This is a genomic window from Burkholderia sp. ABCPW 14 (assembly GCF_001523835.1).
Classification (GTDB): Bacteria; Pseudomonadota; Gammaproteobacteria; order Burkholderiales; family Burkholderiaceae; genus Burkholderia; species Burkholderia mayonis.
The window spans coordinates 170,492-185,639 of sequence record NZ_LOVS01000009.1 but is presented as its reverse complement, the minus strand read 5'-3'; the positions used below and the strand labels follow the sequence as shown (position 1 = coordinate 185,639).

General features: G+C 68.6%; 15 protein-coding genes. 13 read left to right on the top strand and 2 right to left on the bottom strand.

All coding sequences use genetic code 11. The features are described 5' to 3' along the window. Nucleotides 1-58: 58 nt before the first annotated feature. Nucleotides 59-2,122 (bottom strand): bifunctional 2',3'-cyclic-nucleotide 2'-phosphodiesterase/3'-nucleotidase, encoded by a 2,064-nt coding sequence (locus WS62_RS02685; protein WP_066567319.1) that lies wholly within the window; start codon nt 2,120-2,122, stop codon nt 59-61. A 310-nt stretch (nt 2,123-2,432) separates the two neighbouring features. On the opposite strand from WS62_RS02685, the gene WS62_RS02680 reads away from it, so the two are divergent. The 10 genes from WS62_RS02680 to WS62_RS02630 all read left to right on the top strand — a co-directional run bounded on the left by WS62_RS02680 (nt 2,433) and on the right by WS62_RS02630 (nt 11,773). After that, the gene (locus WS62_RS02680; protein WP_066495590.1) at nt 2,433-3,557 is read left to right on the top strand and encodes an MlaE family ABC transporter permease; all 1,125 of its coding nucleotides are present in this window, start codon (nt 2,433-2,435) and stop codon (nt 3,555-3,557) included. Beyond that, nucleotides 3,554-4,396, top strand: a complete 843-nt coding sequence (locus WS62_RS02675; protein WP_066567316.1) for an ABC transporter ATP-binding protein — start codon at nt 3,554-3,556, stop codon at nt 4,394-4,396. The genes WS62_RS02680 and WS62_RS02675 overlap by 4 nt, the downstream gene beginning before the upstream one ends. Nucleotides 4,397-4,413: 17 nt before the next feature. After that, nucleotides 4,414-5,343, top strand: a complete 930-nt coding sequence (locus tag WS62_RS02670; RefSeq protein WP_066567314.1) for an MlaD family protein — start codon at nt 4,414-4,416, stop codon at nt 5,341-5,343. A gap of 18 nt (nt 5,344-5,361) precedes the next feature. Next, nucleotides 5,362-6,000, top strand: a complete 639-nt coding sequence (locus WS62_RS02665; RefSeq protein WP_066567374.1) for an ABC-type transport auxiliary lipoprotein family protein — start codon at nt 5,362-5,364, stop codon at nt 5,998-6,000. 58 nt (nt 6,001-6,058) lie between these two features. Then, nucleotides 6,059-7,252 carry a VanZ family protein gene (locus WS62_RS02660; RefSeq protein ID WP_066567377.1) on the top strand — a complete coding sequence of 398 codons (1,194 nt, stop codon included), beginning with the start codon at nt 6,059-6,061 and terminating at the stop codon, nt 7,250-7,252. 74 nt (nt 7,253-7,326) lie between these two features. After that, the gene (locus WS62_RS02655; protein ID WP_059471986.1) at nt 7,327-7,644 is read left to right on the top strand and encodes a (2Fe-2S) ferredoxin domain-containing protein; all 318 of its coding nucleotides are present in this window, start codon (nt 7,327-7,329) and stop codon (nt 7,642-7,644) included. Nucleotides 7,645-7,678: 34 nt separating this feature from the next. Then, nucleotides 7,679-8,323, top strand: a complete 645-nt coding sequence (locus tag WS62_RS02650; RefSeq protein ID WP_066567306.1) for an alpha/beta hydrolase — start codon at nt 7,679-7,681, stop codon at nt 8,321-8,323. A 781-nt stretch (nt 8,324-9,104) separates the two neighbouring features. Then, nucleotides 9,105-10,415 carry a D-alanyl-D-alanine carboxypeptidase family protein gene (locus tag WS62_RS02640; protein ID WP_066567301.1) on the top strand — a complete coding sequence of 437 codons (1,311 nt, stop codon included), beginning with the start codon at nt 9,105-9,107 and terminating at the stop codon, nt 10,413-10,415. Nucleotides 10,416-10,520: 105 nt separating this feature from the next. After that, nucleotides 10,521-11,432 carry a D-amino acid aminotransferase gene (locus WS62_RS02635; RefSeq protein WP_066567299.1) on the top strand — a complete coding sequence of 304 codons (912 nt, stop codon included), beginning with the start codon at nt 10,521-10,523 and terminating at the stop codon, nt 11,430-11,432. Between the two features lie 32 nt (nt 11,433-11,464). Continuing rightward, complete coding sequence (locus WS62_RS02630; protein ID WP_059471985.1) at nt 11,465-11,773, top strand: HP0495 family protein; 309 nt, start codon at nt 11,465-11,467, stop codon at nt 11,771-11,773. Between the two features lie 15 nt (nt 11,774-11,788). Here the strand turns inward: WS62_RS02630 and WS62_RS02625 are convergent, their stop codons facing one another. After that, nucleotides 11,789-12,763, bottom strand: a complete 975-nt coding sequence (locus WS62_RS02625) for a transcriptional regulator GcvA (RefSeq protein ID WP_066567297.1) — start codon at nt 12,761-12,763, stop codon at nt 11,789-11,791. A 101-nt stretch (nt 12,764-12,864) separates the two neighbouring features. Here WS62_RS02625 and WS62_RS02620 point away from each other — a divergent pair, with 101 nt between their 5' ends. From WS62_RS02620 to lipA, 3 genes are all read left to right on the top strand, one after another. Continuing rightward, entirely contained in the window at nt 12,865-13,191 is a 327-nt protein-coding gene (locus WS62_RS02620; RefSeq protein ID WP_066567294.1) for a DUF2917 domain-containing protein, read from the top strand. Nucleotides 13,192-13,280: 89 nt separating this feature from the next. Beyond that, nucleotides 13,281-14,054 (top strand): lipoyl(octanoyl) transferase LipB, encoded by a 774-nt coding sequence (gene lipB / locus WS62_RS02615; protein ID WP_066567292.1) that lies wholly within the window; start codon nt 13,281-13,283, stop codon nt 14,052-14,054. Beyond that, nucleotides 14,047-15,036 carry a lipoyl synthase gene (gene lipA, locus WS62_RS02610; RefSeq protein WP_066567290.1) on the top strand — a complete coding sequence of 330 codons (990 nt, stop codon included), beginning with the start codon at nt 14,047-14,049 and terminating at the stop codon, nt 15,034-15,036. The genes lipB and lipA overlap by 8 nt, the downstream gene beginning before the upstream one ends. The last annotated feature ends 112 nt before the right edge of the window (nt 15,037-15,148 follow it).

Below are 15,148 nucleotides of genomic sequence, written 5' to 3'. Positions count from 1 at the left end.
CGCCCCCCCGCCCCCCCCCCCCCGACGACCGACCTGCGCGCCCCTCACGCCCGCTTCGTCATTGCGTCAGATCGATCTCATAGGTCGCGAGTCCCTTGCCGGAGCCGTCGTCGGCCGCGACCTGCGTGATGCCGGCGAGGCCCGCGGCGTTCGCGAGCGCGACGAGGTTCGGCGCCGACGCGAATTGCACGTGCGCGACCGAGCTCGCGAGCTTCGTGAAGCGCCAGCTTCGCGCCGCGCCGTCGGCCGTGCGCGTGAGCTGGCCGCGCTTCTTGATGGTTGCGATCAGCACGTCGCGGTTCGCGTCGGGCGACGCGAAGATCGTCTTGCTGCCGTCGAGGCCCGGAAAGTTGCCGCCGCCGCTCGCGCGATAGTTGTTCGTCGCGACGATGAACTGCGCGTTCGGATCGATCGGCGCGCCCTTGTACGCGAGATTCTTGATCCGGCTGCCGACTGCCTGCGTCACGTCGATCTCGTAGCGCAGATCGGCGGACGTGAACATGTCGAAGTTGTAGCCGGGGAACGCGCTGACGAGCTTCTGCGCGGTCGCCTTCGTCGGATCGATCGTGTTGAAGCGCTTCGCCGCGGTCTCGAGCCAGTTCTTGATGTCGGCGCCGCTCACCTTCACCGCGTAGACGGTGTTCGGGTACAGATAGAGGTCGGCCGCGTTGTTGATCGCGAGCGCGCCCGGCGCGACGTCGGTGAAGTCGGTGCCGCCGCCGAAGCCGCTCTTGAACGGCGCGCTCACCGACAGCACCGGCACCGACGCGTACTGCGGCAGGTTCGCCTGCACGTAGCTCGCGACGTAGTCGGCCTGCGCCTCGTTGACGATCTGGATCGCGCCCGGGTCGCCCACGTCCGCGAAATAGCTGCTCATCCGGTAATCGGTGCTGCCGATCGGCGTCTTCACGTAGTCGATCGTCGCCTGATGCTCGGCCGCGATCGCCGCCGAAACCGACGGATCCGCCTCGACGTAGCGCTTGTCCGCGTTCTGGATCGAGCGCGCCTCGACGGTCGTCTGCGATTTGTCGACGCTCCACGTCTTGCCGTCGAACGCGAGACCGAGCTTGATCACGCCGAGATGCTTGCCCCAGTAGTTCGCCATCACGGTCGGCACGCCGTTGACCGTGCCCTTCGCCTTGTCGACGCCCGGCAGGTTGAACTGCGCGATCGTGCTCGACGCGTCCGGGAACACCTGGTGCGAGTGGCCGATCAGCATCGCATCGATGCCGGGCACGGTGGACAGCCACCAGCTGCCGTTTTCCATCGTCGGTGAATACGGCGAGTTGTCGAGGCCGCCGTGCGAGATCGCGACGACGAGGTCCGCGCCCTTCGCTCGCATCTCGGGGATGTACTTCTCGGCCGCCTCCTTCAGGCCCGCCGTGTAGACCTTGCCGTCGAGCCAGCGCTTGTCCCAGCTCATGATCGCGGGCGGCGTGAAGCCGATGATGCCGACCTTCACGGGCGCCGTAATCGTGCGGCCGTCGGGCGCCGTCGCGGTGACGGTCTTCGAAAGGATCGTGTACGGCGTGAAGAGCGGCGCGTTCGTCTTCGCGCTGATCACGTTCGCGAGCACCTGCGGGAACGCCGGGCCCGCGCACTTCTTCTGCTGCGCCGGGGCGGGCAGGCCGTCGATGGCGAACGTGTTGCCCGTCACCTGCGACAGGTACGGCAGCCCGTAGTTGAATTCGTGATTGCCGATCCCGCCGCCGTCGAACTTCGCCGCGTTCATCACCTTGTAGATCGCGAGCGTGTCGCTGCACGACACGGGCTTCACGAGCGCCTGGTAGTCGGCGAGCGCCGTGCCCTGGATCGTGTCGCCGTTGTCGAGCAAGAGCGTGTTCGGATACTGCGCACGCGCCTGCGCGATCAGCGTCGCGACGCGCTCGAAGCCGAGCGACTGGTCGGCGGCGAGCTTGAAATAGTCGTACGACAGCACATTCGTGTGCAGATCGGTCGTCTCGAGCACGGCGAGCGTCGCTTTCGTGCCGGCGGGCGTCTGCGCGTCGGACGAGGCGGGCGGCGTCGGGTCGACGTCGTCGTTGCAGCCGGCGACGAGCGCCGCGCATGCGACGAGGGCGGCGGCAGCGCGCCGCCGGCGAAAGCGCAAGGGGAATGGCATCGGTTTTTTTTCCTGTTCTGTTTCCGTTGAGCCGGGGATGGCGTGAGCGGCGCATGGCCGACGGCCTGGCATCCAGCGCGTGAGAGTATCGAAAGGAAACATGACCGAAGAATGAAAGCGCCTGGACGGCCAACCGGAAGGCGCTCGGAAAGCATATCGCAAGCTTGCGCGCTGCGGGAACGGCCGGTGCAGCCCGCGCGCTTCGTGCGCGCGCGCCGCCGCACCGCGCCGGGCGGCCGGTGAAACGAGACTTCGCGCGGCGAAGCGGTTCGCTACAATGGCCGCTGTCACCGTTTTGCAAAACCGACCTTTGGACTTCCAGACTCCCCCCGGCCTGTCGGTCGATTCCGGCAGCCAAGGCCAGACCGTGCACCTTTACGGGCAGTGGACGGCGCTTGCCCTCGCGCGCGACCGCGGCAACGTCGCGCGCCGGATCGCGCGGCTCGCGAAGGAGCCCGTCGGCGAGTGGGATCTGTCCGGCGTCGTCCGGCTCGACCACGTCGGCGGGCAGGCGCTCTGGCGCGTGTGGGGCCGCCGGCTGCCCGAAGGGCTCGCGCTCACCGACAACCAGCGGACCGTGTTCGAGCGGATCGAGCGGCTCGACGAAGGCCGCGAGGCGCCCGAGCCCGTCGTGCGGATCGATCCGGTCACGCGCTTCGGCCAGGGCCTCTTCACGTTCGGCGAGCATCTGTACGGCGGCATCGGGCTGCTCGGCCGGCTGATCATCGATCTGCTGTCGGTGCTGCGCCGGCCGCGCACGATGCCGTGGACCGAGATCTCCGCGAACGTCTACGCCGCGGGCGCGAAAGCGCTGCCGATCACGGCGCTCGTCGCGTTCCTGATCGGCATCGTGCTGTCCTATCTGTCCGCGCAGCAACTGCAACTGTTCGGCGCGAACCGCTACATCGTCAACATCCTCGGCCTGTCCGTGATCCGCGAGCTTGGGCCGGTGCTGTCGGCGATCCTCGTCGCGGGCCGCTCGGGCTCCGCGATCACCGCGCAGATCGGCGTGATGCGCGTGACGGAAGAGCTCGACGCGATGCGCGTGATGGGCATCCCGCACGGCCTGCGGATCACGCTGCCGCGCGTGCTCGCGCTGGGCGTCGCGATGCCGCTCCTCGTGATGTGGACCAACGTCATCGCGCTGACGGGCGGCGCGCTCGCCGCGAAGTTCGTGCTCGCCATCGACCTGAACTTCTTCGTGCGTTCGCTGCCGTCCGTCGTGCCGATCGCGAACCTGTGGATCGGGCTCGGCAAGGGCGTCGTGTTCGGGATGCTGATCGCGCTCGTCGCGTGCCACTTCGGTTTCCGGATCAAGGCGAACTCGCAGAGCCTGGGCGAAGGGACGACGACGTCCGTCGTCACGTCGATCACGGTCGTGATCCTCGCCGACGCGGTGTTCGCGATCCTCTTTCAGAACGTGGGGCTCGGATGAGCGCGCGCGACGACGATTTCGTGATCGAGGTGCGCGACCTGACGAAGCGCTACGGGCGCAACGTGGTCCACGAGCACCTGGACTTCGACGTGCGCCCGGGCGAGATCGTGGCGATCGTCGGCGGCTCCGGTTCGGGCAAGACGACGCTCGTGCGGCAGATCTTGGGCCTCGAGCGGCCGACGTCCGGCACGATCAAGGTGTTCGGCGAGGACACGTCGAAGATCGACGCCGAGACCGCGCGCGTGATGCGCAGCCGCTCGGGGATGCTGTTCCAGCACGGCGCGCTGTTCTCGTCGCTGACCGTGTTCGACAACGTCGCGCAGCCGCTGCGCGAGCTCGGCCGCGTGCCGGAGGACCTGCTGCACGACATCGTGATGCTGAAGCTCGAGATGGTCGGGCTGCCGTGCAAGCACGCGTCGAAGATGCCGGCCGCGCTGTCGGGCGGGATGGTCAAGCGGGTCGGGATCGCGCGCGCGATCGCGCTCGAGCCGGAGCTGCTGTTTCTCGACGAGCCGACGGCGGGGCTCGATCCCGGCGCGTCCGACGAGTTCGTCGAGCTGATCGCGACGCTGCATCGCACGCTGGGCCTTACCGTCGTGATGGTCACGCACGATCTCGACACGATGGTCGCGCTGTCGACGCGCGTCGCGGTGATCGCCGAGCGCAAGGTGCTCGTCGCCGCGCCCGTCGAAGAGGCGGCGGGCGTCGATCATCCGTTCATCCGCGAATACTTTCTCGGGCGGCGCGGCCGCCGCGCGCTGCAGGCGCTGCCGCCCGAGCGTCGCGCGCGCCTGCCGAGGGCGGCGCTCGAACCGGCGCCTTCGGACGTCGAGCTGTAAAACGAGGGAATCCCCGCATGGAAAACAAATCACACGCGTTCTGGGCCGGCCTGTTCACGATCGGGCTTCTGCTCGCGATCGTCGGCGCGGTCTATTGGTTCAACGTCGATCGCACGGTGCGCGTGCCTTACGATCTCGTGTCGCGCTCGAACGTGACGGGGCTCTTCCCCGACGCGGCGGTCCGCTATCGCGGGCTCGACGTCGGCAAGGTGCAGTCGATCAACTTCGACCGCGGGCATCCGGGCGAGATCGTGATCCGCATCCTTGTCGACACGAACGCGCCGATCACGCGCTCGACGTTCGGCAGCCTCGGCTTTCAGGGCGTGACGGGCATCGCGTTCGTGCAGCTCGACGACACGGGCGCCGATCAGGCGCCGCTGCCGACGTCGGCGAAGGCGGTCGCGCAGATTCCGATGCACCCGAGTCTCTTCGACCAGCTCCAGCAGCGCGGCGAGGTGCTGCTCAAGCAGATGGAGATCGCCGCGAAGAGCGTCAACGAGATGCTGTCGCCGGACATGCGCGATCAACTGAAGGCGACCGCGGCGAGCATGCAGCATGCGGCCGACGGCGTTGCCGAGCTGTCGAAGCAGGTCGAGCCCGCGCTCGCGCAGATGCCGGAGACGATGGCGCACGTGAACCATGCGCTCACGTCGGCGAACGCGCTCGTCGCGCCGGGCGGGCCGCTCGTCACAAACCTGAATCGCGCGGGGCAGGCGCTCGTGTCGATGAACGACACGCTCGCCGAGCTGAGCGCGCGCGTGCGCTACGACACGCTGCCGCGCTTCAACGCGCTCGCGACGAACGTCAGCGACGCGTCGCGCACGCTGAAGGCCGTCGCGGGCGACGTCGGCCGCAATCCGCGCAGCCTGCTGTTCGGCGCGCCGCTCGCCGAGCCGGGCCCGGGCGAGACGGGATTCGTGTGGCCGAGCGCCACGCCCGCCAAATAAGCTATCTTGGAATTCGCGATGCACGCACACTTCATGTCAGATCCTTTCTTCCGCCGAAGCCGTCCGGCGCTCGCGCTCGCCGTGGCGCTCACGATCGCGAGCCTGAACGGCTGCGCGGGGACGCCCGCCGCGCTCTCGAACATCCGCTACGACCTCGGGCCCGCGCAGCCGGCCGCGTCGGCGGGCGCGGGTCCGGCGCTCAAGGTGCTCGACGTGAGCGCGCCCGACGCACTCAATTCGGACCGCTTCGTCTACCGGCTCGCGTACACGGACGCGCAGCGCATCGCCGTGTACCGCGACAGCAAATGGACCGCGCCGCCCTCGCAGTTGCTGACGCAAAGGCTGCGCGGCGCGCTGTCGCAGCGCGGCGCGGTGCTCGAGGGCGGGGACAGCGTGCGCGCGCCCGTGCTGAAGGTCGAGCTGTCCGAGTTCGAGCAGGTGTTCGACGGCCGCTCGGAGAGCCACGCGGCCGTCACCGCGCGCGCGACGCTCACGCAGGACGGCAAGGTGCTCGGCCAGCGCACGTTCGTGTCGCGCGCGCCGTCGAGCACGCCGGATGCGGCGGGCGGCGCGCAGGCGCTCGCGACGGCGAGCGACGAACTCGTCTCGCAGCTCGTCGCGTGGCTCGGCGTCCAGGCGTACGCCGCCGCGCCATGAACGCCGCCGCGCACGCCGCGTTTGTCGCGTTTGCCGCGCCGTGCGCGGCGCCGCCGAGATGAAACGCGCCGCGCGCTGGCAGCGTCGTCATTCGACGCTCGCGCGTCAGGCGTTCGCCGTCTACGCGGCGCTCGTCTTCTATGCGTCGCTTTATCCGTTCACGGGCTGGCGCTCGCTCGGCATCGGCCCGTTCGACTATCTGCTCGCGCCGCTGCCGCGCTATCTGACCGCGTTCGACATCGTCACCAACGTGCTCGGCTATCTGCCGTTCGGCGCGCTCGCGGTGCTCGCGCTCTATCCGCTGCGCGGCGTGCCGGCCGTGTTCGCCGCGACCGCGGCGGGCGCGCTGCTGTCGGGCGCGATGGAAGCGCTGCAGACGTATCTGCCGGCGCGTGTGTCGTCGAATCTCGATCTCGCGGCGAACGCGCTCGGCGCGCTGATCGGCGCGACGCTCGCCGCGCCCGCCGCGACCGCGCTGATCGAGCGCGGCGTCGTGCGGCGCGTGCGCTTCGCGTGGTTCGAGCGCGATGCGTCGACGCCGATCTTTCTCGCCGCGCTGTGGGCGGGCGCGATCCTGTTTCCGTCGCCGTTCCTGTTCGGCATCGGCGACTGGCCGAGCGAGCTCTGGGAGAGCGCCGACGTGTCGATGCGCGGCGCGCTCCTCGCGTGGACGCCCGCCGCGTGGAACGTGCCCGCGTGGCCGGGCCGGCTCGACGGCTTGCTGTCCGATTCCGCGTGGGAGACGCTGATTGCCGCGCTCGGCCTGTTCGCGGCGCTCGCGGTCGCGTCGCTCGCGATGCGCGAGCGCGCGCCGCGCGTGCGGCTCGTCGTCGGCTTCACCGTGTTCGCGCTCGCGCTGAAGGCGGCCGCGACGTTCATGCAGTCGTACACGGGCCTCGTGTTCGACTGGGCGACGCCCGGCGCGCGGCTCGGCATCGCGGCGGGTCTCGTCGCCGCGCTCGCCGCGCTGCGGCTCGCGAGCGCGTGGCGCGCGGCGCTGGCCGCGGCGGCGCTCGCCGTCGCGCTCGTGCTCGTCAACGTGCTGCCCGTCAATCCGTTCTTCGATTTCGCGCTGTCCGGCTGGCAGCAGGGCCGCTACGTGCACTTCAACAGCATCGCGCGCTGGCTCGCGTGGATCTGGCCGTACGCGGCGCTCGTCTGGCTCGCCGGACGCGCGGAGCGCGCATGGCTCGCGAGGCGCGCGGCGGGCGCTTCGCGCGGCGCCAGCGGCAAACGGCGCCGCTCGCTATAATCGGCCACTCGCCTGCCGATTCCATCCGACAACGCGGGGCGCTCACGCGGCGCCCGCACGCAATGGGCCACATCATGGATCCCTACTATCAACACCACGTCTTTTTCTGCCTGAACCAGCGCGAAAAGGGCGCCGAGCGCCCGAGCTGCGCGAACTGCGGTTCGCAGGAGATGCAGGAATACGCGAAGCAGCGCGTCAAGGCGCTCGGCCTCGCGGGCGCGGGCAAGGTGCGCGTCAACAAGGCGGGCTGCCTCGACCGCTGCGAGGAAGGTCCCGTCGTTGTCGTCTATCCGGAAGGCGTCTGGTACACGTACGTCGACAAGAACGACATCGACGAAATCGTCGAATCGCATCTGCGCGACGGCCAGGTCGTCGAGCGACTGAGAATCTGAGCACGGTTTTTCGAATCACCCCGCACGCTGCTGCATGAACGCCTACACCCAGAAATCCCTGATCGCCGGCCCGGTCGGCAACATCGAGATCGCGATCGACCTGCCCGACGCGGTGCGCGACGGCTCGGCCGCGCCGCGCGGGATCGCGCTCGTCGCGCATCCGCATCCGCTCTTCGGCGGCACGATGGACAACAAGGTTGCGCAGACGCTCGCGCGCATCTTCGTCCAGTTGAACTACGCGGTGATCCGCTCGAACTTCCGCGGCGTCGGCGCGACGGAAGGCGCGCACGACAACGGCACGGGCGAGGTCGACGATCTGCTCGCGGTGCTCGCGCACATGCGCTCGCTGCCCGGCCACGCGGAGCTGCCGATCGTGCTCGCCGGCTTTTCGTTCGGCACGTTCGTGCTATCGCATGTCGGCAAGCGGCTGCGCGACGCGGGGCAGGCGATCGAGCGGATGGTGTTCGTCGGCACGGCGGCGAGCCGCTGGCAGGTCGCCGACGTGCCGGAAGACACGATCGTGATCCACGGCGAGAACGACGACACGGTGCCGATCGCGTCGGTCTATGACTGGGCGCGGCCGCAGGAGCTGCCCGTCGTCGTGATTCCGGGCGCCGAGCACTTCTTCCATCGCAAGCTGCACATCCTGAAGCGCGTCGTCGTCGGCGCGTGGCGCTGACGCGCGACGAGCGGCGTTTCGTTTCGACGTGAGCCGTGAGCCGTGCGGCGAGCGACGAGCGACGAGCGACGAGCGACGAGCGACGAGCGGGCGGATGTCGGACGTTCGCCGCGCCGGACGCGTTGCGGCGGATCGCTGCGGCGTGGTGCTGCATCTCTCGGCGTGCATGGATGGCGCGGTCGAGTCGCACGACAGGCGCAGCGCGGCACCACACGGCACGGCACCGAGCGGCACGGAGCGGCACCGAGAGGCACCGAGCGGCACCGCACCGAGCGGCACCGAGCGGCACGGCACCGAGCGGCACGGAGCGGCACCGAGCGGCACGGCACCGAGCGACACCGAGCGACACCGAGCGGCGCGGCACGCGGCTTGGACGACTGCATGGTAATTACGGCACGCGACACGGGCGTCCGGCGCGATCACCGTTCCGTCCGTGATCGACAAACGATCGGCCAGAGATCGACCCGCGATCGGCCGCCGGCCCGCCCGCCGCGACGGAATCACACCGCCCGCCACGTGACAAGCTCCCCAATCCCGAAAAGCGCCGCTGCGAACTTCCGTATAATGGCGGGGTTTTGCGTCGGCCCGTCCGCACGGACGTCCGATGCGCCGTGCAGGCCGCCGCGCCGCTTTTCGCTTAGCGAACCGATCGCGCCGCCGCCTGTCCAATCGGCGCGTTTCGCGAGCCTTCCTTCCCAGAAATGCCGCCGGAACGCCGCCGCCGGCCCTTCAACCGCGCGCCCCGTGTGCGCTGCAATTTCTGCCATCAGCCTGAATCGATATGCGTCTGTCTTCCTTCGGCCTCACGTCACTCGCCACCTCCACCGCCTTTGCCGTCGCCGCGCGTAATGTCGCGCTCGGCGTCGTGCTGCCCGCCGCGCTCGTGTCGACGATCGCCGTCGCGCAGGCGAAGCCCGCCGCCAAGGCGAAGCACGCGGCCGCCGCGCCCGCCGCCGCGCCGACGGGCGCACCCGCCACATATGCGCCGGGCGCGGTGCCGCCGCCCGGCGTGAATGCGCGCTCATGGGCGCTCGTCGACGCGACGAGCAATCAGGTGCTCGCATCGGGCAACGCAGACGAGCGCGTCGAACCCGCGTCGCTGACGAAGCTGATGACGGCGTACCTCGTGTTCGAGGCGCTCGATGCGAAGAAGATCACGATGGAGCAGATCGTTACGCCGGGCGAAGCGGTGCGCCGCGTCGGCCGTGACGAGTCGCGGATGTTCATCGAGGCGAACAAGCCCGTCAGCGTGCACGATCTCGTCTACGGGATGATCATCCAGTCGGGCAACGACGCCGCGATCGCGCTCGCCGAGCTCGTCGGCGGCAGCGAAGCGCAGTTCGTCAACATGATGAACGCGCAAGCGCAGCGCCTCGGGATGAAGGGCACGCACTTCGCCGACGTGAACGGGATGCCCGACCCGCAGCATTACACGACGGCGGGCGACCTCGCGAAGCTGTCGACGCACCTGATCCGCGACTATCCGGACTACTACAGCATCTTCTCGGTCAAGGACTTCACGTACAACAACATCAGGCAGCCGAACCGCAATCGTCTGCTGTGGCTCGACCCGACCGTCGACGGTCTGAAGACCGGCCACACGCAGGCGGCGGGCTACTGCCTGATCGCGTCGGCAAAGCGCTCGCTGCCGGGCGCGACCGACGCGACGCGCCGCCTCGTCACCGTGATGATGGGCGAGACGAAGGAAAGCGACCGCGTGCAGGACAGCATGAAGATGCTGAACTACGGCTACACCGCATTCGATTCGGTGCGCCTCTACAAGGCCGGCCAGGCGATCGACACGCCGCGCGTCTACAAGGGCAAGAGCAACAACGTGCAGGTCGGCGTGAAGAAGGATCAGTTCATCACGGTGCCGCGCGGCTTGGCGGACAAGGTGAAGCCGGAAGTCGCGCTGAACGCGCCGCTCATCGCGCCGCTCGCGGACGGCCAGACGGTCGGCTCGGTGAAGCTCGTCGCCGACGGCAAGACGATCGCGGAATTCCCGGTCGTCGCGCTGCAGCCGGTGCCGGAAGCGGGCCTCCTCGGCCGCATCTGGGATTCGATCCTGCTGATGTTCAGCAAAAAGAAGTAAGCTGTCCGGGTCCCGCCGGACCGGGCCTCTCGGGGCCGGGGTCCTACGGACCGGATTCATCCGGACCGGATTCCTTCGTCATGATTTCGTCACTCGTTTAACGCCATGAGCCAAGCCGATATCGAACCGACCGTCTACCTGAGCGTCGCGTCGCGGGAAGAACTGGTGCCGCTGTCCGAAGCGCGCGTACCGGTGCTCGACCGCGGCTTCATCTTCGGCGACGGCGTGTACGAAGTCGTGCCGATCTACGCCGACGGCGCGCGCCGCGCGCCGTTCCGGATCGCGCAGCATCTCGCGCGTCTCGCGCGCAGCCTGAAGAAGATCGGCATCGACGATCCGCACGACGAAGCGGGCTGGCGCGCGCTCGTCGCGCGCATCGTCGACGCAAACGCGGCGGCGCTCGGCGACGGCCAGCACGCGATCGTCTACATCCAGGTGACGCGCGGCGTCGCGAAGCGCGGCCACGCATTTCCGCTGAACGCGGTGCCGACGGTGTTCGCGATGGCGAGCCCGCTGTCGCTGCCGACCGACGCGCAGCGCGCGCAGGGCGTGCGCTGCGTGACGGCCGAAGATCGCCGGTGGCTGCATTGCGACATCAAGTCGGTGTCGCTGCTCGGCAACGTGCTGATGGCGCAGCATGCGGCCGAGCGCGACGCAGTCGAGACGATCCAGCTGCGCGACGGCAACGTGACGGAAGGCTCGTCGTCGAACGTGTGGATCGTGAAGAACGGCGAACTGGTCGCGCCGCCGCGCAGCAACAGGATTCTCGAAGGGATCCGCTACGCGCTCGTCGAGGAGCTCGCGCAGGCGTGCGGGATTCGCTTCGTCGCGCGCGACATCAACGAGGCGGAACTGCGCGCGGCCGACGAGATCCTGCTCACGTCGGCGACGAAGGAAATCCTGCCCGTGACCCTGCTCGACGGCCTGCCCGTGCAGGGCGGCCGGCCGGGCCCGGTGTTCGAGGCGCTGTACGCCGCGTACCAGCGGGCGAAGGCGCACGAGATGGAAAGCGTCTGAGCGGGCCCGGCCCTCGACGCGTGGAGAACGACATGACCGAATCAAACAAGACCGTCGAGCTGACGGGCGAAATCGCGACGCCCAAGGAAACGCTGCTCGAATTTCCGTGCGATTTCCCGATCAAGGTGATGGGTCGCGCGCATCCGGAGTTCAAGGACACGATCTTCAAGGTCGTGAGCGTCCACGACAACGAGATCGATCTCGAGAAGATCGAGGAGCGTGCGTCGAGCGGCGGCAACTACACGGGCCTCACGATCACCGTGCGGGCGACGAGCCAGGCGCAGCTCGACAACATCTACCGGGCGCTGACCGGCCACCCGATGGTCAAGGTCGTGCTCTGACGGCTGGCCGCCAGGCTAGTCCCCGCCAGTCCTACTATCCCTTCGCGCACGCGCGGCCGCACAGGCCGCCGCGTGCTGCGCCTCCAGCGTCGCGCACACCGCGTTGAAGCGCGCGATCTCCTCCAGCAGCCAGGTCCGGAACGCCTGTACGCGCGGTGTCTGCGCGAGCGACGGCGGGCACACGAAGAAGTAGTGCCACGGGCTCGGCCCCGCGATGTCGAACAGCCGCACGATCCTGCCCGCCGCCAGCTCCGGCACCGCGAGCGAGCGCCGCACGAGCGCGATTCCCTGACCGTCGATCGCCGCCTGCAGCAGATTCGACGAATCCTGATACAGCACGCCGCGCTTCGGCTCGGTCAACGTGTCGAGGCCCGCCGCGTCGAACCACGGGCGCCACAGCTCGTCGTCCGAGCGCAGCAGCGGATAGCGGGCGAGATCGGCGGGCGTTTCGGGCAGCACGCCGCCGTTGAGCGTCGGCGCGCAGACGGGGAAGAAGGTCTCGTCGAGGAGCGGCTCGACGTACAGCCCCGGATAAATGCCGTAGCCGAAGCGGATCGCGACGTCGACGTCATCGCGCGCGAAGTCGACGAGCGCGTCGCTCGCCCGCAATTCGACATCGATTTCCGGATGCCGCTCGATGAACGGGCCGATCCGCGGCGTGATCCAGCGCGCGGCGAACGACGGCAGCGTCGACACGACGAGCCGCTTGTCGCGGTCGCTCGCGCGGATGTCGCGGGTCGCGTCGGCGATGAGCGTCAGCGCGGCGCGCACCTGCTGCGCGTAGCGGCCGCCCGCGTCCGTCAGCGTGAGCCGCTTGCCGTGGCGCGCGAACAGCTGCACGCCGAGCTCGGCTTCGAGCGCGCGTATCTGATGGCTGACCGCGCCGTGCGTGACGGACAGCTCGTCCGCCGCGCGCGAGAAGCGCTCGTGCCGCGCGGCGGCTTCGAACACGCGCAGCGCGTTCAGCATCGGCAGTTGACGCAGGTTCATCGGTTAGTTTTTCTCACTAGCACGTGAAAATCGATCGTTTTGCGCCAAGCCTTGTGCGCACTACGATTGTAGCCACTGGAACACTTTTGGCGGAGCGTGTCATGAGAGAGATTTCTTCAAGCATTACGTTCGAGATCCAGCCCGGCGAAACCGTGCCGATGAAGGTGGTGCGCAGCACGCGGTTGAGCGTTCGCGGCGCGTCCGTGTGGGCGACGCGCAGTAACGACGTCCACGATTATTTCCTGTCGCCGGGCGAGACGCTGAAGCTGCGGCGCGGCGAGCGGCTGTGGCTGAGCGCCGACGGCGAGACGAGCGCGTGCGTGTCGTTTTCGATCGCCATGCCGCCGCAGCAGGCGGCCGTGTCTGGCATCGTGCGGTTCGCGACGCGCTTCGCCGCGCTCTTTCGCGACGGGTGGCGCACCGTCTGAGCGCCCTGTGGTCGCCGGTGCGTGCCGCCGCGTGATCCGTCCCCTTCGGGCACCGGCGAGGTGCATGGGTTTTCGGTAAACTACCGCCCATGTCAGCCTCGCCGGTTTCCATCGTGCCACCCGCTTCCGTCGCGCCCTCCGCGCCCGACGCCGCCGCGTCGGCTTCCTCGTGTTCGTCCTCCGCGCTGCCCGTCACGGTTCGCTGGCTCGGCGAAACGCCTTACGAAGCGTGCTTCGACGCGATGCGAGCGTTCACCGACGCGCGCACGCCGGACACCGACGACGAGATCTGGGTCGTCGAGCATCCGCCCGTCTACACGCTCGGCCAGGCCGGCAATCCGTCGCACCTGCTCGTCGCCGACAGCGGCGTGCCGCTCGTGAAGGTCGACCGCGGCGGGCAAATCACTTATCACGGTCCGGGGCAAATCGTCGCCTATCTGCTCGTCGACTTGAGGCGGCGCAAGCTGATGGTGCGCACGCTCGTCACGCGGATCGAGGAGGCCGTGATCGAGACGCTCGCGGCGTATAATCTCGCGTCGATCCGCAAGGCCGGCGCGCCCGGAATCTACGTGGAATCGGGGCCGCATCGCGGCGCGAAGATCGCCGCGCTGGGTCTCAAGATCCGCAACGGCTGCAGCTATCACGGTCTGAGCGTCAATGTGAAGATGGATCTGCGTCCGTTTCTCGCGATCAACCCGTGCGGTTACGCGGGACTCGAAACGATCGACATGGCGAGCCTCGGCGCGACCGCCGACTGGCACGAAGTCGCACGGACGCTCGTGCGCCGTCTGATCGCCAACCTCGACGGCGCAACCGCGGCCGCCGCATTGCCGCAGCAGGCACTGGAACAATCGAATGACTGACCTTACCGCTCCCCCCGCACCCGCCGAACCGGCCGCGCCCGCGTACGATCCGACCGCCAAGCAGAAGGCGCAGGCGAAGACCGCGCGGATTCCGATCAAGATCATCCCGATCGAGAAGCTCAAGAAGCCCGACTGGATCCGCGTGAAGGCGGCCACCGGCAGCTCGCGCTTTTCCGAGATCAAGACGATCCTGCGCGAGCACAACCTGCACACGGTGTGCGAGGAGGCGAGCTGTCCGAACATCGGCGAATGCTTCGGCAAGGGCACCGCGACGTTCATGATCATGGGCGACAAGTGCACGCGCCGCTGCCCGTTCTGCGACGTCGGCCATGGCCGGCCCGATCCGCTCGATGCTGACGAGCCGAAGAACCTCGCACGCACGATCGCGGCGTTGAAGCTCAAGTACGTCGTGATCACGAGCGTCGACCGCGACGACCTGCGCGACGGCGGCGCCGGCCACTTCGTCGAGTGCATCCGCGAAGTGCGAGAGCAGTCGCCGCAGACCCGCATCGAGATCCTGACGCCGGACTTCCGCGGCCGCCTCGACCGCGCGCTGCAGATCCTCAACGCCGCGCCGCCCGATGTGATGAACCACAATCTCGAAACGGTGCCGCGCCTGTACAAGGAGGCGCGTCCCGGCTCGGACTACGCGCATTCGATGAAGCTGCTGAAGGATTTCAAGGCGCTGCATCCGGACGTCGCGACGAAGTCGGGCCTGATGGTCGGCCTCGGCGAGACGCCCAAAGAGATCCTGCAGGTGATGCGCGATCTGCGCGCGCACGACGTCGACATGCTGACGATCGGCCAGTACCTGCAGCCGTCCGAACACCACCTGCCGGTGCGCGAGTACGTGCACCCGGACACGTTCAAGATGTACGAGGACGAGGCGTACCAGATGGGCTTCACGCACGCGGCCGTCGGCGCGATGGTGCGGTCGAGCTATCACGCCGATCTCCAGGCGCACGGCGCCGGGGTGGTTTGACGGTAGGCGACGGTCCGGCCGGACCGTCCGTCCAACCGACGTCCGGTTATTCGATGAAAAACCCGCAGCGAAGGCTGCCATGCCGTTCGGCTAAGATCAAAAAGGCCGCTCC

What these genes read in the sequence shown, in the direction of transcription:
- WS62_RS02685 (WP_066567319.1), bottom strand. Translation starts at nt 2,122, where the DNA reads ATGCCATTCCCCTTGCGCTTTCGCCGGCGGCGCGCTGCCGCCGCCCTC.
- WS62_RS02675 (WP_066567316.1), top strand. Translation starts at nt 3,554, where the DNA reads ATGAGCGCGCGCGACGACGATTTCGTGATCGAGGTGCGCGACCTGACG.
- WS62_RS02670 (WP_066567314.1), top strand. Translation starts at nt 4,414, where the DNA reads ATGGAAAACAAATCACACGCGTTCTGGGCCGGCCTGTTCACGATCGGG.
- WS62_RS02665 (WP_066567374.1), top strand. Translation starts at nt 5,362, where the DNA reads ATGCACGCACACTTCATGTCAGATCCTTTCTTCCGCCGAAGCCGTCCG.
- WS62_RS02660 (WP_066567377.1), top strand. Translation starts at nt 6,059, where the DNA reads ATGAAACGCGCCGCGCGCTGGCAGCGTCGTCATTCGACGCTCGCGCGT.
- WS62_RS02655 (WP_059471986.1), top strand. Translation starts at nt 7,327, where the DNA reads ATGGATCCCTACTATCAACACCACGTCTTTTTCTGCCTGAACCAGCGC.
- WS62_RS02650 (WP_066567306.1), top strand. Translation starts at nt 7,679, where the DNA reads ATGAACGCCTACACCCAGAAATCCCTGATCGCCGGCCCGGTCGGCAAC.
- WS62_RS02640 (WP_066567301.1), top strand. Translation starts at nt 9,105, where the DNA reads ATGCGTCTGTCTTCCTTCGGCCTCACGTCACTCGCCACCTCCACCGCC.
- WS62_RS02635 (WP_066567299.1), top strand. Translation starts at nt 10,521, where the DNA reads ATGAGCCAAGCCGATATCGAACCGACCGTCTACCTGAGCGTCGCGTCG.
- WS62_RS02630 (WP_059471985.1), top strand. Translation starts at nt 11,465, where the DNA reads ATGACCGAATCAAACAAGACCGTCGAGCTGACGGGCGAAATCGCGACG.
- WS62_RS02625 (WP_066567297.1), bottom strand. Translation starts at nt 12,763, where the DNA reads ATGAACCTGCGTCAACTGCCGATGCTGAACGCGCTGCGCGTGTTCGAA.
- WS62_RS02620 (WP_066567294.1), top strand. Translation starts at nt 12,865, where the DNA reads ATGAGAGAGATTTCTTCAAGCATTACGTTCGAGATCCAGCCCGGCGAA.
- lipB (WP_066567292.1), top strand. Translation starts at nt 13,281, where the DNA reads ATGTCAGCCTCGCCGGTTTCCATCGTGCCACCCGCTTCCGTCGCGCCC.
- lipA (WP_066567290.1), top strand. Translation starts at nt 14,047, where the DNA reads ATGACTGACCTTACCGCTCCCCCCGCACCCGCCGAACCGGCCGCGCCC.